The following is a 22,028-nucleotide window of genomic DNA, read 5'->3' as shown; positions in this document are numbered from 1 at the left end:
CTATGAGTAAACAAAACGAATTTTTCTACTGCTATTCGCCAGTATTACACGTCTTCCTAAAAGAACGAGGACAACGTTATACATGCGCTGGACTTAATGAAAACACATTACGTAAGTTCTGGCAATATCCACGCACAGAAGAACTAGACGCTCTATTAACGGAATGGCAAGCGAATAAGCCTAAGTAATTTAATTTTACGTTTACTTTATGTTGAATACCTATAAGCGGAGGACGATATTATGAAAGAATTAACGCAATTACCTAGTGATAAACAAGCGTTATTAGACGTACAGAATTACGAAGTATACAACCGTGATGTGATACGTAAGGTATTCCCACGGATTATTAAAGACATACGTGAATTAAAACCGAAACTTAAGATAGGTGATATCATACCTTTCTATATCGTGTTACTGACGTACATAGATGGTAATGTTTATCGGAAGGATGGGACGCCTAACAATAGATTCGGCGCTTGTTTTTTAAGCCGTGACTCAATCGCCGATCATACAGGAATAGATAAGAAACGTCACGCATTTCTATCGCAGATATTAGAGGTTAACGGACTGATAATCACGAGAACACATTACGAAGGGACAAAACGTTATAAATGGTATTTCCCTTCATTTTGTCCGCAGATTACTGACGGAGGTTATGTCGTTAATACTGAAGGCGAGGTTATCATTCCGGACTATAGTGACGTTAAATTCCCTTCGTACCGATAACGGAACGACCGTAAGTACCTATAACGGTACGAAGGGTAGGTGCTATAACGGTACTGTAAAAATAGAAAGAAGTAAAATAGCAAGTTGTAAAATAGAAACAAAAGATTAAGCGACTAAAAATATAAGAGAATAGAAGAGTAAAACCTTAAAAGAGTAAAAGCTTAAGTACTATTCGGTAAGTATTCACTAACGTTCATACTTACCGGTAATCCTTTTCAAAGAAAAGAATTACTATCTTATATATTATCGACTAATTACTTATATAAAAGATACTCCGCTGAATAGTAATAAATATAAAACATAAATGTATTGGTGGGCCATTTGTAGCGCAATCTCTGTCGCCGATGTACAGTATCTATTCAACGGAGTATACACAGTGTATTATTACACTTTCGGAAGTCGTCGCAATACCGATAAATTAACGTCTATATAATGGAAGAAACTCGGTTATGATTCCGCTATTTAAACGTAAATTACTGCCGATATCCTGTGTAGTTTATCAGCCTAGCCGTTCACGAGACGTGTACCTCGAAAACATCGGGTCTAACTATTATTCATAGTAAGCTTTCTAGTAAATTAGCGTTTATAAACCGTCTATAAAACGATTAATTTATAGACGCTAAATAAACGGCTATAATCGTAGTCTATAAACTCGTACGTTAGTTTATAAATCCGTATATAATTCATAGTTGACGTTTCCATACGTTTTGTGTACTATATAAGTAACGATATAAAACGAAGAACAAAAAGGGGACGTTACTTATGAAGATAGGGTACGCAAGGGTATCAACGAAAGATCAACGATTAGATTTACAAATAGACGCGTTAAAGGAAGCTGGAGTAGAGCGTACATACAAGGAGAAGGAATCAGGTGGTAAATGGGATAGAGTCGAATTAGATAAATGTCTAGACACACTTAGACCTGGCGACACTCTAATCGTCTATAAACTAGACCGCTTAGCACGTAGTGTAAAACAACTGTACGAGATAGCGGATAGGTTAGAGAGTATCGGTGTAGAGTTAGTTAGCATAAAGGAACGTATTGACACGTCTACCGCAATGGGGAGAGCGATGTTCGGTATGATCGGAGTAATGGCGGAACTAGAACGAGATATGATTAGAGAAAGAACCACCGCAGGGTTAGAGGCAGCACGAGCAAGAGGACGTAAAGGCGGACGTAAGCCAGCAGATCAAGCGAGGATAAACAAAGCGTTAGAAATGTACGATAGTAATCAGTATAGTATCGCAGAGATAACGGAGGAAACAGGCGTTAAGAAAGCGACGATATACAAATACTTAAATAAACGTAAAGAAGAGGAGTCGGGTAAATAATGCCGGCTCTTTTTTACGTTTTAAAAGGGGGGCGGGGATATTTTGAAATACCCTAAGTGACCGCTTTCCGTACGATTTCTTACAAATCCTAGAACCACAGGTCTACCGAAAGCCCTAACGTAACCATACACGCTAAAAATTCTAGATAACTATCAGCGTTTTGTAACACGTAACAGTAAACGAATACAAATACATTACGAATAATCTATGCATCAAAAACGCTAGAGTTTTATCTACGTTTTTAGCGTATAAATCGAAAGGAGGACGTTACATGAGTGATAAAAAACGACGCTTAGAAACACAACTAACTCGCGAACAAATTACGGCAGCTACGTTACTATCGATCAATAAATTCCTACCGAAAGCGGGCGAATATAAAAGCGAAGCTGAGCTCGAATCCGCTAAAGCAATCGGTCAAGTACGTTTAACACTCGAAGAAATCGCCGAACAATCGAATATCAGTACACGTCAATTATATACGTGGCGACATCGCGATAGCAACTTCATCGAGTATGTTAACTTACTTTCTTCCGACGCATTTATGTCGCATTTACCAGACGTTATGCAAAAACACCTCGATATGATGCTGAAAGGCCAAGGATCAATGAAAGGTATCGAGTTGTTCTATAAATTCGGTGGTTTATTAGTCGATAAGCAAGAAGTTAAAACGGAATCATTAGACGGTGGTTTAACAATGGAAGAACGTCTTGCTCGATTGAAAGAACGTACGGGCGGCGGTCAATAATGGCGTGGCTTGACGGTAAATGGTTAGCTAGACAAGAACGACAACAAGCGATAGACGACCGTTTACTTTTACGAAACGAATACGAAAAAATCGCTTCGAAAGGTAATTTACTCGAATTTGACCTTACACAATGGGAAGTGTTAGAGGACGAGTTAGAGAAATTACAACGAGTACATGATTGCGAACACGACGTATTACGCTTTACTTACGAATACTTTTCCGACGAATTAAATCCCGATAATGAATCGAATTTGATTCCGGAAGGGCAAGCGTTAGAAAATGCAGCCGATTTCCACATTACACTTTGCTCATTACTCGACGATATCACCGAAGGTAAAACGCAAAGCAACGTAGGTTGGTCGGTAGGACGACGGCATGCAAAAACGGCTTACCTTTCTAATTCATATTTATGCCACCAAGTCGTTTATCGATTACAGAAATATATCGTAGAAGTATCTGAAACTACAGACGTAGCAGGTGACTTCATTAAGTGGACGGTAAACCAGCTTAAATTTAACGAAAAGTTACGTGAGGATTTCGGCGGGATACTACACCCGAAGCCATCGATGAACGAAGTCGATAACAAATACGAATTTATTACGTCAACTGGTACGAAAGTTGAAGCGAAGGGTATTGGTACTCAGATGCGTGGATTACGTCACTTATCTGAACGCCCAGGCCTTTTCATATTGGACGACTTAGAAAGTGGAGAAAATACGAATACGCCGGAATTACGTGCGAAAAACTTACATTGGTTCCGTTCTGAGATGTTAGAAGCGTTAGGGTTCGGTGGTATTTGCGTATACATGGGTACAATAGTTCATTACGATTCGTTATTAAATCACGTACTAACCAAACGTAAGGATTTCATCTCACGTAAATTCCCGGCGATTTTATCGTGGTCAGAACGTGAGGATTTATGGGAAGAATGGCGCAAGATATATAATACCGATGAAAAAGACGCGAAAGAGAAATCCGATACGTTTTACGAAGCAAATAAAGACGAAATGTTACGCGGGACTAAAGTGCTATGGCCGCAAGCATACGATTATAAATACTTCATGGAAAAACGTGAATCGATGGGTGCGAGGGCTTTTAATCAAGAGTATCTTGGTAATCCTGTCGATGAAGAATCGCAAGTATTCAAACCTGAATATTTCACGTACTGGACTGATAAGGATATAGAAAACAAGCAATTAGAATATTTTTGTGGGATAGACTTCGCCATGGGTAAGGAAAAAGGCGATTATTCCGTTATTTTAACCGTTGGGCGTTCACCTAACGGTATTTTTTATGTCGTCGATACATTTATCGAACGAGTACATCCTGATATCTTACTACAAAAAGCGGTAGAGAAATCGCTACAGTATCAGTATTCGGGAATCGCAGTAGAGGCGCAACAGGCGCAAGAGTGGTTTGCGGACAAGCTATCGCAGGCGTTACAAAAAGCGGGGTATCCGTCATCCACACGTATGAAACAAATTAAACAAAGAACACGAAAAGCATTACGTATTGAATCATTATTACCGGACATTCAATCGGGACGTATCCGATTTAAACGAGATCAACGTTTGCTACTCGAAATGCTCGAAATGTATCCGAATCATAACCACGATGACGGACCTGACGGATTACATATGGCGGTGTCGGTAGGTGGTTCACGTACGAAACGAAAAGCCACTAACGCAGGTAACTATCGATACTAAAGAAAGGAGGTAACTTATGCGGATTTTCCCTGATATTAATCTAATGAATCCTGTCGAACATATCGTCCCTATACGTACAGCATTAGGAGACACCGAATGGCAAAGAATCCTTGATGAAATTAGGCTATATCGACGATATGACGGAGACTTGAATGTTTGGTCTGATTATACAAAACCGTCACAACTGGATTATGAGCCTACGAAATTAGAACTTAATTACCCACGAAAGATAGTCGATACGATTGCGGCTTGGCAATTCGAGAAGGAACCGAAAGTAACAGTCCCACCCGATGTCTTAGACGACCCAGCGCTAATGATTCAACCAGGATATACGCCGAGTGAAGATCAACAAACAGAAAATAGTCGTGCGAAATCGAAAGAACGTTTGTTAACGAGAGTTTGGGACGAAAACCGAATGCACGAGAAGTTACTAGCAGCAGCAAAAGACCGCTCGATTTCTAAGACTGGTGTATATGCCCGCATTCATTACGACAACAGACGAGGGGATTTAAAAATAATCTGGCACCCATCGACAGAGGTAATCGCAGTACACAACGAATGGGATAAAGACCAATTAGACGCCGTTCATTTTATAGCGTGGCTTGACGATGAGCAAACAAGGTTATGGAAACTTTCATATTACTTGGTGTGGCACGAAGAGGTCGGAAAATATGATTGCGAAATTGAGGAAGCGATTTATGACGGAGAGTTAACGGAGAGAGATTCAAGGGTTAAACGCTCGTCTATGGGGCTTGATTTTATTCCAGTAGTACATGTTCCTACAGAGAAACTGAGCGGACGTACTAGCGGTTATAGTGAGTTAGAAAAGACGATTGAGTTATCGGATGAAATCGATAAAAAAATGTCGGATTACTCAGATGCAATTCGTTTCGAAATGTTCGCTATTAACCTACTTATTAACGTCGACGAGGACCCGAAAAACCCGTTACAAGTCGCACCTGGTGCAAAATGGAATCTTGGTGATGGAGATAAAGACAGTGGTGTTCCGAGCGCAAGTAAGCTAGAAAGTGGATTTAAGTTTAAGGAAACGATTGAAGCATATCTTGACCGCTTGCAAAAACGACTCCATGAAAAAACGGAAGTACCGATCGTAAATACAGCAGATATGAACACCGGTGGTATTAACGATATGGCTGTTCAGCTTATGTTTAGCGCGATTGTATCGAAAACACAACGTGCATGGGTAATTTGGCAATCGCGATTACAGACCTTAAATGAATACATTCTACGCTATATGAAAGCTAGACAAGAACATCCACGGTTTAAATACGATAGAGAATTACTTGCAAAGGTAGATAATCACTACGCAAGCGAGATTATTTTCGGATTACCGTTACCGCAAGACCAAAAGGCATTAATCGAGCAATTAAGTGAGGAAGTTGCAAGTGAGATGGAGTCGATTAAGGGCGCTATTACACGAAGTGGTAAAGAAAACGCAGAACAGAAGTTTATGGAGATTATCCAAGAACGTCAGCTTAAAAGACAGACGCAAGACCCGTATCAGACATAACCAATCGTAAACATGCCTTACGAAATGGCGTTAAACTTTCGGATGTTTTAAATAATAGCCGACGGGCTTAAAACGGTTGGAGGCATTAATATGAGTGAGGTAGTAAATGAGGATGTTATCATAACTGATCCGAAGGAAGAGACGAAAACTTTTACACAAGAACAGTTAGATGAGGTATTAACTAAACGTCTCGAACGCGAGCGCAAGAAATACGAGGACTATGACGATCTTAAAGCGAAGTTAGCTGATTATCAAAAAGAAGAAGAAGATCGCAAGAAACAAGAAATGTCAGAAGTTGAACGCTTGCAAGCTGAAAAAGAAGAAGCAGCAAAGAAAGCGTTGGAAGCATCGGAGTTAGCGCAAAAAGCACAGGAACAAGCAAACGCTCGAATCTTAAATACGGAAATCAAAAGCGTTGCACGTTCTTTGAATGCAAATGATCCAAACGATGTATTGGCGCTATTAGATAAGTCGGAAATTAATGTCGATGAAGAAGGAAACATCCAAGGCGTAGAGTCAGCAGTCGAGTCTTTAAAAGCAAGTAAGCCGTGGATGTTTAAACAAATAATCGGAGTAGATGCATCAGGCGGTTCTAATCCTGTAACCAATCCGAAAGCCAACGAATTAACAGCGTTAGAAAAAGAATTAACAGAAACGAAGGCTGAAGCGTTAAAAAATCCAAAGCTTGCTGGTAAGGTTACGCAATTATACAACAAAATACTTGAATTAAAATCGAAGAAGTAGATCAGTCGCTGGTTCCAAACCAACGGCTTTTTTTATATTAAAAAACAATTAGGAGGCTATTAAATATGGCAGTAGCAAATACTTATAATTTCCAACAACAAGTACGTCAGATGGCGGCAAACGTAGACTTAATCCTTCAAAAAGCACCGGTACTATTCAGTTTAATTGGAGAAGGTGAAGCACTTACGCAAACAAAATTCGAATGGCAGAACGATTACTTAAATAGTGATACAGGTATCGTCAAGACAGCAACGGATGCAGATGCAACGGAAGTAGTATTAGCAAACGGTGAGGCACGTAAATTCACGGAAAATGCGTTAGTACAAAACGGTCTTGAGGTATTACGCGTCGTATCGGTGGATGAGTTAGTGAATAAGATCATTGTTCAGCGTGGATACGACGCAACAACTCCTGAAGCAATCACAGAAGGGGCAGAATTAAAGGTAATCGCACGACCACGACCTGAAGGTGAGGATGTTTTTCGTAAGAATGAGGTTAATGACCGTTTAGTATCATTTAACTTCTCTCAAATTTTCTCTCGATATGCATCTGTATCTCGTACACAACAACAAGTTAACACTTACGGTGTAGAAGATGAACTAGATCACCAAGTTAACCTACGCTTACAAGAATTGATTCGTGAAGCCAATAATTCACTAATTTACGGTCGTAGATATATTGGATCGGGACAACAACCGCGTTCTACAGGCGGTTTATTCGCATTTGCTAGCGAACACGGTTCACACGTTCAAAACTTTGGAAACAAAGAAATTGACGCTAAGTCATTGAACGATGCAGTTGAGCAAGTATTTGTTCGAGGTGGTTCAGTGAATACAATCCTTTGTGCTCCTAACGTTGCGCGTCAACTTACGAAATTAGGCGGCGATACTATTCGTACAACTCGTCAAGACACAGCGGCTGGTTATCAAATCTTATCATTCGTGTCTGACTTACCAGGCGGTGCGATCTCTAGCGTAGTTGTTGACCAAAATATGCCGAAAGACCGTGCGCTATTATTAGATACAAATAACATTAAGGCTCGTTACTTAACTCCGATTTATGATCAAGACGCAACATTACCAGGTGGGGATTACTTCTCTCGCGTAATCCGTGGCGAACTTGGTTTCGAAATCAAAAATGCTAAAGAATCAATTGCTGTATTAAGCGGAATTTCTAAAACAGTATCTTAATTAGAGGCGGTTTAAATACCGTCTCCTTTTAAAAAAGGGAGGACGATAAAATGGCGGAATATAAATCATTACCAAACTATGAGTTAATTCGTCCGGATTTCCATGTTCAATTTGATTCGCAAGGTAACTACGTAACAGAAGATGAAAGTGAAATCGAATTTTTGGATGAAAAGGCTCCATTTATTGAACGTTTAGACTCAAAACCTAAACCACGAGGTAAGTCGACAACTAAAAAGTCAGAATAACGGAGGTGACGCCAAATGACGGTGTCAGAACGATTGCAGTCTCGATTATCAAAAGTACCAGGCGTTACGTCGACTGACATTGACGCTTGGCTAGCCGAAGCTTTAGTCGAATCGGATTTTACCGAAGATGATAACGCTAATGCGGTATTTTATCTTTCACTTACGTTTGCTTATGAAGCTATCGCAGCAGATTCGGCTCGTTTCTTTAAATATACTGACGGTGAGGAATCTGTCGATAAATCCATGATTTTCGCAAATTATCGAAGCCTAGCGGCTGACGCACGTAAACAATATCGAAAATATAGACGGGGCAAAGGTGCTAGTCAAACATTTGCAAGGAGAGCGGATTGGAGGTAGTTTTGTGAGCGAATTACAGCAAAGATTTAACGAAGCACTAGAAAAAATAGCGCATGATTACAGTGGTTTTAGAAACGGATTAGTGGAGCAAGCGGTAATTGAGATAGCACGATTACGTCTTGAGCTTATCGAATTAATTACCGGCTATGCAACAGACGACATAATAAATCGGAGTCGAATGGGTGCGTTACTACGCGACTTAGATATATATGAGCAGACCGTACGCAAGCATGCGGAGTTAACTTTCGAAAAAATTATAGTTGAGACGGCGAAATGGACAACTTCGCAACTTGCGACGATTGGCTTATTTGCTTCAATCGCTACCCCTTTAGATCGTACACTCAATTTCGTAAACAAACACGTTTTGAAATTCTTAATTAATCGAGAAGGCACCGACGGTTTAATACTATCGGACAGAGTTTGGAACCTTGCGGGTGGTCTTCGAGATGAACTAAGTAAGAAAATCCGTTCTTCTATTATCCGTGGGGAAAGCATTAGTAAGCTATCAAAAGCGATTAAGGAAGTGCACGATAACGAAGCGTGGAAGATACGAAGAGTAGCGGTAAGTGAGAGCAATAATGCCTATCGAGGTGCTACGTTATATAGTGCGCAAGAGAGCAACATAGTAAAGGCGGTAAAGTTAATAGATAATGGTCACCGCCACCCTAATCATTCTAACCACGTATGTCACAAATTAGCGAAAGCGGACGACTACGGACTAGGAGCTGGAGTTTATCCGATGAAAGAAAGTTTAATGGCGCAACTTATTTCGCCGCATCCACAATGTTCATCACGCTTAAATTACATTATGAAAGACGAGGTGTAATTTCAAGTGTTAACCGCAAAAGACATCGAACAAATTAAAGGAAATCGCGAATTAATCGAACAGAACCGACGAGAACCTATTACTCTATGGCGAAAAGGTACTACGGAAGAAGACCCGATTACTGGCGAAGTAATTAACGGCGAGCCTACGAAAGAAACAGTACAAGTCGTTTGGAAGAAATTTACGCTTGAAGATAACGTAAAATTCGCAGGTACAGACGCAAAAGAAGGCGAAGCGCTCGTTACTTTCCGCCTTGATACTGACTTAACAAACGTCGAATACCTCGAAAGGAACGAAGTCAAGTACGTAATCATGTTAATTGATGAACGAGGGTTAGGCGGAATCAATCGTCGAGAAGTAGTCGTAAAGAGGGTGATTTAATGAAAGTAAGTATGAAGGTTAAAGGACTAGATAACGTATCCAAAATGCTAGACATAAATGCTTATAAAACAGCAGTTGCGAATACGGTAGAGAAACATGCTCGTCTACAAGCGAATACAGCTTCGAACAGAGCGCCGTTAGACAGTGGGCTTTTAGCGGCAAGTATTCCCCCAAGCGTAGCGCCGATCAACGAAGATAAAACAGGTTGGTCTTACGGATCACCTGTCGAATATGCAGCCGTTCAAGAATATACGCACAAAACGAAAAAAGGATTCTTGCGTAACACAATGTTCGAAGGGAAACAACCGTTGATGGACGATTTAGAAAAAGCGATACAACGAGTAGCAAGGAGTTTATAACGATGTATACGGTAAATGACGTAATGTACTCGTTGAAAAAAGCGCTAGAAGAGTTCGCTCCCACTACTTGGGTATTTGACGGCGTTTCTTTAACCGGAAAAGCAAAGCCGTTTCTGACGATTGAGTCTTTAATGGGGACTATCGACAGGTATTCGAAAGAAAATTACGCACGAAATCACTTAATTCAAATCGGAGTTTATTCCGATACAGTATCTAACCGAAATGAATTACAAGATAGAATCATCGACCGACTAGAAAGGCGACCTATCGACTTGTATGTAACGAGTCCGACGCCTACGCTAGTCGGTTTTTTATATGCGGAAGTTTTGTCGTTCGAGTCGGTACCACAAGAAAGTACGGAGCAGGTAACGGCGAAACACCGTAGTTTTATCACGATAACCATAAGAAACTAGGGAGGAATATGAATGGCAGGATCACGAGAATTTAAAGGTAAAGAGACGTTATATTTAATTGACATTCCACAAGAGGCTGGCGCTTCTAAAACGGTGCGCCTATTTAACCAAACGTCTGGCTCACGCTCTATTGAAGCGGGCGAAATCGAATTGAAAACGAAGGATAAAAGTGGTTCAGATTACGGAGATGTAACACAATCAGTATCTATCGAGGGTGTAAGCACCGAAGGCGATGAGGCGTTAGATTACATCGAAGAAGCAATTACGAATAAGAAGCTCGTTAAAATTCACGAAGTATCATTACGTAATGAAAAAGCAGGCGAGTATAAATCGAAGAGTGGGACATTCATGTTAAGCAGCGTTGAATTGTCTCACGAAAACGAAGAGTTCTCGAAGTACTCTATTGAAGCAAAATTAAACGGCGGGTTATCCGTAAGTAAAATCACGACGCTACCACCTGGCGCACCTGACGGTGAAATTGCTAACCCAGGTGCATAAATTAGACGGGCTTAATCGCTCGTCTTTTTATTTTCGAAAATAAAATCTTACTAAAAATAACGGAGGTTTTTATACATGGCTAAATCATATACACGTTTTGAAATTAAAGGAAAAGAATACGAACTGAAATACGGATTTGAAGCAATTAAATTAATCGATGCAAATGGTGGTCCGTTTGGATTCGTTCAAAAAGCGATGCAGGGTGGATTTTCCGACTTTATCGACGTTGTTTACTACGCATTGATCTACACGCAAGAAGGTATTACGCGAAAAGACGTAGAGGCGGAAATCGAGCGTCAACTAATGGCGGAGGAGTTATCTTTCGACGATATTTTAAAAATTAACAAGGCGGTCGTTCTTAATAGTTTTTTCTTCAAGAAAACAGTAACGAAACTTCTAGCGAACATGACGGAAGATCAGAAGAAATCGTTAGACGCACTGTACGCATAAACGTTGACGATTTACAGGCAGACTGTTTTCGATATTTCGGCATGGATGCGTTGAAGTCTAAGCGCTTAAGCTTACGAGAATATCATATCATGCTTACGGGGTATCGAGAACGGTTGCTTGATACTTATGAAATTGCGAGTGTGCAGGCGTTGTTTAATCGGAATGCACAAAGCGACAAAGTTAAGTCGCTAGATGACATATTTAAACGTCCTGAAAACGATAGAGTACCAGAAGCGCGTGAAAAAGAACGTGAGTTGTTAACGGAAAAAATCCGTGCTAACGAAGCTCTATTCGACAACATCGAACAAGCATTACGAAGTCAAAACGGAAAGGACGGTGAGTAACAATTAGCCAAAATAGCGTAGAAATACAGTTATTAGCAGATATAGCTGATATACAAAATAGCTTTCGTCAAGTAGAGCGTATGGTACAGGATGTTGAACGTACAGTAAATAGTATAAACACGGACGTACCAGCACCTAATACAGGTAACTTTAGTTCGGGCATGGGTCAAGTATCTAGCGATGCCGCACGTGTTAACCAAGAGATGAGGGCGCTTCAGCAAGAAATCCGCGCTATGCAGAACGAGATGAGGTTAGCTAATGAACAGGCGTTAATGCCTTTCCGCCGTCAGATGCTTGAAGTTGAAAAAGGTTTTTATGAGTTAGCTAACGGTATGGATAGTTATTTGGGGTCAACGGAAGAACTTATAAGCCAAGCTACCGAACTAGGGGCACAACAAAAGAAAGCGGCAGATGCGATGCTAAATGCTAATAAAACGGCTATGGTGTCGATGTTACAGACAATTGGTATGATGAACAACATGAGTACTACCGCTAGTAGGATATCTAATAACTACGCTAATATGGGCAACCCTTTATTATCCGCGAACAGGGCTGGTTTAGCACTAGCAAATTCACTAGAACAAGTAGCAAACTCAGGTAGTTCCGCACAACTAGCTTTAGAGTTATTAGGTCCGACCGCTAGTATGAAAGAATTACAAAACACTATGCGTGATATTGACAAACAAGTAATGGCATTCCCAATGGTGTTCGGCATGGCGGCAGCGTCCGCTCTTATGTTATATGGTGCTTTGCATAGCGCTAATATGGAAATGAATCCGAAGTATGCAGAAGCGTATGGGAACATGATCGAGAAACTAGGGGAAGCCTTTAACCCGATGAAAGAAGCCTTTGCAGCCGTAATGATTCCGCTATTCAATTTTATAGCAGGCATAGCCGACTTAATTATAAAATTCAACGAAGCTCATCCAGCTTTAGCTAAATTTATACAAGGTACGATGATGTTAGTTCCCGCCTTGATGTTAATACTATCGCCATTGTCAATAGGTATTGGTTACTTTAAGGGATTACGAGCAATTTTGTTCTCACTTAAACCAGCAATAATGCCTATTATCACGGGATTCGCTGCCATGAGTGCTACTGTATGGATTGTTGCGGCAGCTATCGCAGGGCTTGTAGTCGGAATGACACATTTATGGAAGACGAGCGAGACGTTTAGAAATGGCGTCATGTCAGTAGTCGCTAGTCTAAAAGTCTTTGGACAAGCACTATTAGATTTAGGTAAATACTTATTCTGGGCGGTAGCTAGTGGCGATTCAATGAACGATTGGCTAACACACCTTCCGAAAAGTATGCAAGGCGTGGCACAAGCGATTGGGGAGGCGTTGAGTAAAGTTCATGCCTTCGTTCAAGTGTTAATTGACTTAGGTAAATACCTATTTTGGGCGGCAGCAAGCGGTGATGCTCTTAATGATTGGATTACTCATTTACCGGAATGTCTACAAGGTATTGCGCAGTCAATAGGCGAGGTGTTAAGTAGTATAAACGCTTTCGGACAAGCATTAGTTGCGTTAGGTAAATATCTACTCTTCGCAGCACTAGATGGTGACGCCCTTAACGACTGGATTACACATTTACCTGAAGGATTCCAAAATGCGGCACAAGTAATCGGTGAGGCGGTCGTTTCCATTCGAGAGGGACTTTTAAGTCTTTTTGAGGCGATAAAAGCGGCATTTAGCGGAGATTTTAGCCAATTAACGACGATTTTTGCAACGATTGCCCCAACAATTGTCGGCTATTTACTCGGCGGGATTCCCGCAATTATGATAGCCGCGGCAAGATTCGCACCGACTATCGCAGAGGCAATTACAGCTGGAATGCCTATCATTCTAGAGGTTATTAACACTTTAATTACGAGTCTAGTAACCTTTTTTACAACAGCATTACCACAACTAGTGACAATCGGAGTGCAAATTATAACGAATATCATTACCGGTCTGACTCAAGCTCTTCCTATTATTATAGAATCGCTAGTTACTATAGTAACCACTTTGATGAGTACGCTAACGGAATTGATAAGCACTTTATTACCGGTGTTGCTTGAAGCTGGAATGCAAATCTTAATGGCGCTAATAAACGGAATTACTCAAAATTTACCGTTAATTGTCGAAGCGATTATTCAGGTGGTCACAGCTTTATCTGATGCGTTAGTGCAAAACTTACCTATGATTGCTGAAGCGGGCATACAAATACTTACGTCTTTACTTGACGGAATCGTATCGATGTTACCTAGTTTAATCCAATTAGCAGTAGATTTAATCACTACTATAGGTGACATGTTGACTCAAAATTTACCGTTAATACTTGATGCCGGCATAAAAATTCTAATGACTTTAATTGACGGTATTGTTCAAATGATCCCTCAATTAACTGATGCAGCGTTAAATCTGATTATGAAGATATATGATACGATAATGCAAAATCTACCGAAAATTCTTGACGCTGGTATTAAAATTCTGATGGCATTAATAGACGGTATTATCCAAATACTACCACAACTAACTAACACAGCACTAGATTTAATCATAAAAGTAACAGACACTTTAGTTCAAAACTTACCAAAGATTATAGATGCGGGTGTCAAAATATTAATGGCTTTAATCGATGGAATTATCAAGATTTTACCGCAACTAGTAACAACTATTATAGATATAACAGTTAAAATCCTTAAAATTTTATGGGATTCATTACCTCAAATGCTTGAAGCAGGTAAGAAAATCTTGACAGAGCTTTGTGTAGGGATCATCTCAATCATTCCTCGTATGTTAGGAATCTGGGACAATGACCTTATGAGTAGAATCAAGACTATCGTGTCTAGCGGTTTTGATAATGTTAAACAAGTTATACAGGCAGCTCTTTCCTTTATCCAAGGACTATTCCAAATGATATTCCCTATTGTCGAAGGCGTTGTTAAAATCGCTTTTGCCAATATACAACTAGCTATCACGAATGCTGTAACTGTTATAAAAGGATTAGTCAAAATGGTCGGGCAATTATTCTCTGGTGATTGGAAAGGTGCTTTCAATACAGCAAAGCAGATTGCTACTGACATCATGAATAACATCAAATCTACGTTCGAAAATCTTGATTTAGTCCAAATTGGTAAAAATATCATTAACGGTTTAATCAATGGTATTAAGTCAATGGCTAGTGGTGCAATAAATGCTGTTAAGAATATTGGTAGCAATATTAAAGACACATTGACTAGCTTCTTTGATATTCACTCTCCTTCCCGTGTAATGCGTGATGAAATCGGTAAGAACATCGGAGCAGGTCTTATTATCGGTATGCTTAGTCAAAAGAACGAAGTAGGACAAGCAGCCAATGAGTTAGCTAGGGCGATGCAATATCCGTTCGAAGAGTCGAAAAACTGGATCGTAGATAAGAAAGCGCTAAAACAACTGTCGTTAACGGACGAACTCCGCGCATGGGAACGTGTGCAAAGTCGTTTCGCTGAAGGCACAAAAGAGCGTATGGAAGCGGATAAAGAAGTAGTACGCGTTAAGAAAGAAATTAACGATAAACTACTTCAAATTAACGAGGAATACGTATCGAAAGCTCAGGCGATAAATAATAAATTAATTGAGCAAGAAAAGGCGATAACGGCGGAATACGAAAAAGCCGTTGCGAATCGTGCGCGTTCGATTACTGATTTCGTTGGACTTTTCGATAAAGCTAAAGGTACAACGGAATTAACCGCAGAAGATTTACTTGGTAACTTAGCTAGTCAAGTGGATGTCGTTGACCAATGGGCGGATAATATTCAATCGCTTTTAAGCCGTGGGTTAGACAACGGTTTATTAGAAGAATTGAAACAAATGGGTCCAAAGGCGGCGGGAGAAGTGGCTGTACTTGCGAAAATGACAGATGAAGAGTTGAGAAAGTACAATCATCTTTGGCTTATTAAAATGGAACAAGCTCGCATCGTTTCGACAGATCAAATGAAATCTATGAAAGACGATATGCTTAAGAAACTTGATGAATTGAGAAGTGGATCAGCGAAAGAACTTGCGCTATTAGAAGGCGAATTCGCAACAAAAATCGCTGAAATCAACACGGGAACACTATTCGAATTTAACGCAATGGCGGCTACATTACCAGATATCGGGGCGAACGCAATTCGCGGACTAATGCAAGGCATGGAAGGCATGCGTCCGGAGCTAATGGCAGTCGCAGAATCTATCGCTAATTCAATCAAGTCGGTAATTCAGTCAGCGCTAGATATCCATTCACCGTCTCGTTGGATGCGAGATATGATCGGTGTCAATATGATGCAAGGTTGGATTAACGGTATGAAAGCGATGCGTGGAGCGGTTGAACAGACAGCGTTAGAAGCAGCTGAGTGGATGCGACCAGAACAGATTAGCGTACAACCTAACGTTGTTAGTGGAGTACAGTCGATTAGAGGACGTGTATTGGATAACGGTACATCACGTAGTGCACAGGTGCAAAATTCGTTCCAGCCTACGGTAAATATTCAATTGCCGGATGGTACATCGGAAGCGCAGGCCTTACGTAAACAGAAACGTGTGCTTAGACAACTTGGTACGGAAATGGGGTGGTAGTCTATGATGGAAAAAGTAACGTTTACAAATGCGAAAGGGGAGAGTGTCGTTATCAGCGATGCTCTCCCTTTTCAAATTGTAACGATTACAGGATTGGGCGATGTCGAAGCAGAAATACAATCGCAGAAATCTTCATATAAGGATGGTTCGAAATTCGTAAACGCGTTAATGGCGGAACGTGAAATAGATGTTGAATTACTTATAGAAGCAGAAAACTACGGAACAATCTCAAAACATCGTAGTAAATTAACCCGTGTATTAAATCCGAAATTAGGTCTAGGTGTACTTCGTTATGAAAACGAAAGTATTACCGTCGAAATCGATGCGACAATCGAAAGTTTACCGTCGTTTCCAGACGGAAATGAAAATCGTGGGCACAGATGGCAAAAGGCGACAGTTAGTTTCGTTTGTCCTGACCCGTATTTCCGAAAAGGACGTAAGCGTGATGAAATTGCGTTGTGGTTAGGCGCATTTGAATTTCCGTTAGAGATTCCGATGGACGGACTAGAATTCGGATACAGGTCGCCGAGTCTTATCGTAAACGTGGTTAACGAAGGGCACACCGAAACAGGAATGGAAATCCATTTTCGTGCATTAAGTACGGTTATAAATCCTTCCTTAGTTAACGTTAACACACAAGAATACTTACGAATAAATAAAACGATGATTCCAGGCGAAACGATTATCGTAAATACTACGCGTGGTAATAAATCAGTCATGAGTAGCGTCGAAGGAAAAATTATGCGTCGATTGGAACTAGGAAGCACGTTTTTACAATTAGAGATTGGCGATAACTTGTTCCGTTATGACGCAGAGAAAAACTTAGAACAGTTAGAGGTAACGATCTACCATACTTCTAAAATACTGGGGGTTTAGTATGGAATTATATATATTTAACCGTCAGTTCGAGTTTCTAGGTATCGTAGATGATTATAACGCGCTTATTGTAGAGCGAAATTTAACTAACGTTGGCAAATTCACTTTAACGGCAGAATTCACTTTCGAAGTATTTGAGTTACTATCCGAAGGAAATATCTTTGCGAAAAGTGACAATGTACAAGAAGCGTATTATATTTGTTCTCACGAAATCGAGGAGGAAGGTACGCAAGAAAAATTAACAGTAAAAGGTTTCTCAATCGAGAATTTACTAGCGAGAAGGATCGTATGGAGGCAACAACGCTATGACGGCGATATAGATACGGTTATGAAATCTTTCGTCAAATATAACGTTATCACTCCGGAAAATCCAAAACGTATTCTACCTAATTTTTCGGTTTCACCGCCAAAGACTTTCGGCGAGACAAGCGAGGTATGTTCATATAAACCTTTAGTCGAAATTTTAGAGAGTACTTCACTTAAAAATGACGTAGGTTGGCGAGTACTATTCGATATAAATTCAAAGGAATTTAAGTTCGATGTATTCCGAGGGGAAGATTTATCCATCAATCAAAACGATAAAGACCCCGTTATTTTTAGCACCGAATATGAAAACGTTGTGAATCAAAAGTACGTAAAGGATAGTTCTCAATTCGCAAATATGGTACTAGTAGCAGGGGCGGGCGAAGGTGAGAAACGTAAAATCGAATTGATTCGCGATGACTTAAGCGGGTGGGAACGCGTTGAGATGTTCGTAGATGCCCGAGACTTATCCGATCAAGACGAAGACGGAAACGTGATTTCTACCGATAAGTATCAAAAAATGCTAAAAGACCGTGGCTTAAGTAAACTTGCCGAAGCTGAAAACGTTGAGGCATTCGAAGGGGAAGTCGATAGTAACTCGCAGTTCATATACCGAAAAGACTTCGATCTTGGCGATAGAGTAACAGTATTAAATAAGAAATGGGGCATCGTAATGCATCCACGTATTACCTCCGTTACAGAAGAATACGAGAACGGGATATTAAACGTAAATGTCGAGTTTGGTACGAATAAACCGACGTTAATTGACACCATAAAACGAAAAATAAACTAAAGGAGGCGATTACGTGGAAAAGAATTTCGCATTTGATAGTATACGAGATGCAAGCGGAAAAGGCGACCGCGTCTATAAATCGGAAGACTTCGCGAACTATTTTAATAAATTCATAACCGACGGATACTTCCCGAATGTAGGCGATAACATACAGGTGATTGCGGATGGTACCGGGATGAAAGTGAGAGTACGACCGGGCGCCGCGTGGATGAAAGGACGTATGTATCACAACACGGATGATAAAGAGTTGAAAATTGATGTAGCAGACGGTGTTCTTTCACGAATTGACCGTGTGGTGATTCGTTGCGATTATCTAGCTCGCGTCATTACCGCAGAAGTGAAAAAGGGGAAATTCGCTAGTAGTCCAGTAGCTCCCGAGTTACAAAGAGATACTGATATATACGAGTTAGGTATCGCAGATATTTTTGTAAAGAACGGTGCTATTACGGTCTCACAAGCTAATGTTACAGATTTACGGTTGAATAAAGATTTATGTGGCGTAGTTAATTCGCTTTTACAGGCGGATACAACATTGATATTCAAGCAATTTCAGTCTTGGTTTGATCAGACAAAAGTCCAAGGAGAATTAGACTTAGCGACATGGACAACACAATATAAACAGGAGTTTGAATCTTGGTTTTCCGAACTGAAGTATACACTAGATGGGGATGTAGCTGGTAATCTCTTTAACAAGATTGATGTTTTAAAACAGGATATCGGTGATAAATCAACATTACTAACGACAAATAAAACGTCTATTGTTAACGCAATGAATGAACTTTTTACAAGTGCCGATAACGGTAAAAAAGCGCTAGCAACCGTTATCGGCTCTCCGGCAACGAGTGATAATACTTTTGTCCAGCTTAAAACGCATATACAGAATGCGAAAAATAAAGGGGCAGCTAATTTAACCGCAAAGGGTACAAGTGCTAGTGGTACGGAATCATTGGATTCGTTAATGAGTAAGATAGCGAATGTAAATACAGGAAAGAAATGGGCTACCGGAACAGGTAATTTACCTGGCACAACAGCAAGTATAACAATATCAGGACTAACATTCATACCGTCATTACTTGCCATTGTATATTCAAGCGAACCAAATGCAAATACCCCTAATATTGACGTCGCTTTCACATGGACAGATTTTAGTGGATTGAATACAGGATGGAAACAATCATTAGCTGATATGGCAATAAAGGTATTGCCTGCAACGAAACCAAATTCACCGCAATTTACAATAAAAAAAGCGTTTTCAGACTCTTATACAATGTACTATCGTTGGTATGCAGTCGAATAAAGGAGGTTAGCTACATTGAATCAAATAGGCACCAGAATTATCTATGATCAAGACGGAGATATTGTTGTTGAACTAGGTCAAATGGCAGGTAACATTTTACCAAGGAAAGAAATCAAAGAGCTAAATTTTATTGATATCTCATTTGGATCGATTAATTTTCAAACACATCGCATAGTTGGTGTTGATATAGAAACAAAACAACCTATTTTAGAAGAAATACCACAAGTATTAACACCAGAACAACAGCTTGAAAAATTAGAAAACGAATTACTTTTAGCGGCAGACGCTAATGTGGGAGGAATTTTATAATGGTAAATCGAGTAGTAGTAAGAATTTGTGCAGAACGGATTATAAATGGAGGACTTAACCCGAAAACAGGTAAAACATATATTATCGATGATATTACAAATCAAGAGTATCGCATAGCGGTAGAGGATTATATTTTAGAGAATACGAAAGATATCTAATTTTATTATGCGATGTATTACATTAAGAAAAAGTATATAAAAAGCTAGACGCAGACGCCACGGAATAGTGAGCGTTATTTTTTATTCGTCGAAAGGGGATGAACGGTATCTATGACGGAAGAAATCTTTAAATTAGCATTATCGCAAGGGCTGTTAGCGGCTCTTTTCGTTTGGCTCTTTTTCGATTCACGCAAAGAAAGTAAAGAGCGCGAAGGTAAATATCAGTTAGTAATCGAGAAGAACCAAGAGGTAATCGAAGAACAAGCGAAAGCCTTCGGCTCGTTATCGAAAGATGTAACGGAAATCAAACAGATATTAAATACGAAGGAGGACGTAAAGTGACGCGATTTACAAAACTATTACTCTCGATGGCTACCGTAATGGTGGTCTTTTTTTCGTTCATGGGCGGGGCGTTTGCCGAAGCGTTAACGATTAACCGTATGTTAATACCGGATTTACCGAAACAAGCATATCGTTATGGAGTCGGTGCATACGAAGGTGTAGTAGCTCATTCGACCGCTACACCGGAAGCACCAGCTATTAATATCCGAAACTATGAAGCGAGGACTTGGCGTAATGCATTCGTTCACTTTGCGGTAGACTGGAACGAAACGATTCAAATCGCCGATACGCGTTATGTAGCCTACGGTGCTGGACCTTCGGCAAATAAACGGTTCGTCCACGTTGAACTCTCCGAAACTAGTAATCCAGCGAAGTTTAAATCGTCCTATGAAAGATACGTTAAATTACTAGCGAAGATTCTAAAGGACGGTAACTTAACGGTCGAACAAGGTCTATGGACGCACGAGGATGTAACTCGTAAACTAGGCGGAACTGATCACGAAGACCCACGCGCTTACTTAGCTTCTCACGGCGTATCTATGGCGCAGTTTAGAGCGGATGTTAAGCGTGCGTATGATAATAACGAATCGCCAATCGTAGTAAATCCTACGCCTAAACCGGAAACACCTAGCGAGGTAACGTCGACTAACGGCGTCGCATACATCGAAGGCGCTAACGTTAACTTACGCAAGGGTCCTAGTACTGATAACGGAGTAATTCGCAAGTTACAACGAGGCGAAGCGTATCAAGTATGGGGTGAAGTTAACGGACCTAACGGTAAGTGGTTATGCTTGGGTAACGACCAATGGGTGAAATATGATCCGTCTTATATTCGTTACGCTCAAAGCGCAGCGTCAGTCGGCGGAAAACAAAGTGATAACGTAGTAGGCAAGCGTGTCGTAGCGAAAGTAAACGACCTAAACTTCTACACGAAAGCTACGTGGGACAAGTCGTATGTAGCCGGTACTGTTGACGCAGGACTTGGCTTTACTATCGATGCAAAGGTTGACGTAAACGGTTCGCCACAATATCGAGTGCATAATTCGAAAGGGAATACGTACTACATTACGGCTAGTGATGCGTATGTGGACGTAAGGTAGACGAAGCACGGAGTACGTAAAAAGACCGCCTATTACGGGCGGTCGCATTTTTTAGATTCTCGATTTAGTTAACTTCTTGCAGCTTCGCATACAAACTGTCCTGCACCTTTACGTGCACCTTGCTTTCGATTGCAGTTAGGGCATTCAATCATTTACAATCGTAATTAACTCATTTATATCAGTTATATTTAATGCTGTTAGTATTTTATCGATATGCTCTCTATTTAGAGATTTTCGTTGATTATTATATAACTCGCTAATAGCAGCAGGTCTAATACCTGTTAACTCCGCAAGTTCTTTTTGAGTTTTGCCTTTCTTTTTTAAAACGTCATCTAAAGTAACATGCACTTTCGGCATAGTTATCCTCCTCGTTAAAGTTCAAACAAATGTAATAACAAAAGTAATTACTATAATTATAAG

General features: G+C 40.3%; 26 protein-coding genes. 25 read left to right on the top strand and 1 reads right to left on the bottom strand.

Features of this window, described 5'->3' with window-relative positions; all coding sequences use genetic code 11:
* The first annotated feature begins 2 nt into the window (after positions 1–2).
* From V7183_RS03635 to V7183_RS03515, 25 genes are all read left to right on the top strand, one after another.
* Positions 3–188 carry a hypothetical protein gene (locus tag V7183_RS03635; protein WP_335358696.1) on the top strand — a complete coding sequence of 62 codons (186 nt, stop codon included), beginning with the start codon at positions 3–5 and terminating at the stop codon, positions 186–188.
* Positions 189–240: 52 nt separating this feature from the next.
* Positions 241–726 carry a hypothetical protein gene (locus V7183_RS03630; protein ID WP_335358695.1) on the top strand — a complete coding sequence of 162 codons (486 nt, stop codon included), beginning with the start codon at positions 241–243 and terminating at the stop codon, positions 724–726.
* Positions 727–1,488: 762 nt separating this feature from the next.
* On the top strand, positions 1,489–2,058 hold the full coding sequence (locus tag V7183_RS03625; protein WP_335358694.1) for a recombinase family protein: 570 nt from the start codon (positions 1,489–1,491) through the stop codon (positions 2,056–2,058).
* Positions 2,059–2,329: 271 nt separating this feature from the next.
* Complete coding sequence (locus V7183_RS03620; protein ID WP_335358693.1) at positions 2,330–2,803, top strand: phBC6A51 family helix-turn-helix protein; 474 nt, start codon at positions 2,330–2,332, stop codon at positions 2,801–2,803.
* Positions 2,803–4,509, top strand: a complete 1,707-nt coding sequence (terL, locus tag V7183_RS03615; protein ID WP_335358692.1) for a phage terminase large subunit — start codon at positions 2,803–2,805, stop codon at positions 4,507–4,509. Before V7183_RS03620 ends, terL begins: the two co-directional genes overlap by 1 nt.
* A 16-nt stretch (positions 4,510–4,525) precedes the next feature.
* Positions 4,526–6,040, top strand: a complete 1,515-nt coding sequence (locus tag V7183_RS03610) for a phage portal protein (protein ID WP_335358691.1) — start codon at positions 4,526–4,528, stop codon at positions 6,038–6,040.
* A gap of 90 nt (positions 6,041–6,130) precedes the next feature.
* Positions 6,131–6,784: a phage scaffolding protein gene (locus V7183_RS03605; RefSeq protein WP_335358690.1), complete on the top strand. Its 654-nt coding sequence runs from the start codon at positions 6,131–6,133 to the stop codon at positions 6,782–6,784.
* 65 nt (positions 6,785–6,849) lie between these two features.
* Positions 6,850–7,974 (top strand): SU10 major capsid protein, encoded by a 1,125-nt coding sequence (locus tag V7183_RS03600; RefSeq protein ID WP_335358689.1) that lies wholly within the window; start codon positions 6,850–6,852, stop codon positions 7,972–7,974.
* Positions 7,975–8,024: 50 nt separating this feature from the next.
* Positions 8,025–8,219, top strand: coding sequence for a hypothetical protein (locus V7183_RS03595; protein ID WP_335358688.1), 195 nt, complete (start codon positions 8,025–8,027; stop codon positions 8,217–8,219).
* 15 nt (positions 8,220–8,234) lie between these two features.
* The gene (locus V7183_RS03590; protein ID WP_335358687.1) at positions 8,235–8,576 is read left to right on the top strand and encodes a hypothetical protein; all 342 of its coding nucleotides are present in this window, start codon (positions 8,235–8,237) and stop codon (positions 8,574–8,576) included.
* A 4-nt stretch (positions 8,577–8,580) separates the two neighbouring features.
* Positions 8,581–9,402: a hypothetical protein gene (locus V7183_RS03585; RefSeq protein ID WP_335358686.1), complete on the top strand. Its 822-nt coding sequence runs from the start codon at positions 8,581–8,583 to the stop codon at positions 9,400–9,402.
* Positions 9,403–9,408: 6 nt separating this feature from the next.
* Entirely contained in the window at positions 9,409–9,783 is a 375-nt protein-coding gene (locus V7183_RS03580; RefSeq protein ID WP_335358685.1) for a hypothetical protein, read from the top strand.
* Complete coding sequence (locus tag V7183_RS03575; RefSeq protein ID WP_335358684.1) at positions 9,783–10,142, top strand: hypothetical protein; 360 nt, start codon at positions 9,783–9,785, stop codon at positions 10,140–10,142. The genes V7183_RS03580 and V7183_RS03575 overlap by 1 nt, the downstream gene beginning before the upstream one ends.
* A gap of 2 nt (positions 10,143–10,144) precedes the next feature.
* Positions 10,145–10,555 carry a hypothetical protein gene (locus tag V7183_RS03570; protein WP_335358683.1) on the top strand — a complete coding sequence of 137 codons (411 nt, stop codon included), beginning with the start codon at positions 10,145–10,147 and terminating at the stop codon, positions 10,553–10,555.
* 12 nt (positions 10,556–10,567) lie between these two features.
* Entirely contained in the window at positions 10,568–11,053 is a 486-nt protein-coding gene (locus V7183_RS03565; RefSeq protein WP_335358682.1) for a phage major tail protein, TP901-1 family, read from the top strand.
* A gap of 75 nt (positions 11,054–11,128) precedes the next feature.
* Positions 11,129–11,503 (top strand): tail assembly chaperone, encoded by a 375-nt coding sequence (locus V7183_RS03560; RefSeq protein ID WP_335358681.1) that lies wholly within the window; start codon positions 11,129–11,131, stop codon positions 11,501–11,503.
* Positions 11,504–11,592: 89 nt separating this feature from the next.
* Positions 11,593–11,847 (top strand): hypothetical protein, encoded by a 255-nt coding sequence (locus V7183_RS03555; RefSeq protein WP_335358680.1) that lies wholly within the window; start codon positions 11,593–11,595, stop codon positions 11,845–11,847.
* Between the two features lie 80 nt (positions 11,848–11,927).
* Positions 11,928–16,430, top strand: a complete 4,503-nt coding sequence (locus V7183_RS03550) for a phage tail protein (protein ID WP_335358679.1) — start codon at positions 11,928–11,930, stop codon at positions 16,428–16,430.
* 3 nt (positions 16,431–16,433) lie between these two features.
* On the top strand, positions 16,434–17,306 hold the full coding sequence (locus V7183_RS03545) for a phage tail family protein (RefSeq protein WP_335358678.1): 873 nt from the start codon (positions 16,434–16,436) through the stop codon (positions 17,304–17,306).
* Between the two features lies 1 nt (position 17,307).
* Positions 17,308–18,402, top strand: coding sequence for a siphovirus ReqiPepy6 Gp37-like family protein (locus V7183_RS03540; RefSeq protein ID WP_335358677.1), 1,095 nt, complete (start codon positions 17,308–17,310; stop codon positions 18,400–18,402).
* Between the two features lie 13 nt (positions 18,403–18,415).
* Positions 18,416–19,699, top strand: coding sequence for a hypothetical protein (locus tag V7183_RS03535; RefSeq protein ID WP_335358676.1), 1,284 nt, complete (start codon positions 18,416–18,418; stop codon positions 19,697–19,699).
* A 15-nt stretch (positions 19,700–19,714) separates the two neighbouring features.
* Entirely contained in the window at positions 19,715–20,008 is a 294-nt protein-coding gene (locus V7183_RS03530; protein ID WP_335358675.1) for a hypothetical protein, read from the top strand.
* Positions 20,008–20,166, top strand: a complete 159-nt coding sequence (locus V7183_RS03525) for a hypothetical protein (RefSeq protein ID WP_335358674.1) — start codon at positions 20,008–20,010, stop codon at positions 20,164–20,166. The genes V7183_RS03530 and V7183_RS03525 overlap by 1 nt, the downstream gene beginning before the upstream one ends.
* Positions 20,167–20,277: 111 nt before the next feature.
* Positions 20,278–20,508, top strand: coding sequence for a BhlA/UviB family holin-like peptide (locus tag V7183_RS03520; RefSeq protein WP_335358673.1), 231 nt, complete (start codon positions 20,278–20,280; stop codon positions 20,506–20,508).
* 26 nt (positions 20,509–20,534) lie between these two features.
* Positions 20,535–21,608, top strand: coding sequence for an N-acetylmuramoyl-L-alanine amidase (locus V7183_RS03515; protein WP_335358718.1), 1,074 nt, complete (start codon positions 20,535–20,537; stop codon positions 21,606–21,608).
* 144 nt (positions 21,609–21,752) lie between these two features.
* Here V7183_RS03515 and V7183_RS03510 read toward each other — a convergent pair whose 3' ends face one another.
* Entirely contained in the window at positions 21,753–21,965 is a 213-nt protein-coding gene (locus tag V7183_RS03510) for a helix-turn-helix domain-containing protein (protein WP_335358672.1), read from the bottom strand.
* Between the last annotated feature and the right edge of the window lie 63 nt (positions 21,966–22,028).

Origin of the sequence: Bacillus sp. JJ1127 (genome assembly GCF_036965845.1) — a bacterium.
Lineage (GTDB): Bacteria > Bacillota > Bacilli > Bacillales > Bacillaceae_G > Bacillus_A.
This window is presented reverse-complemented; position numbering and strand designations above follow the sequence as displayed.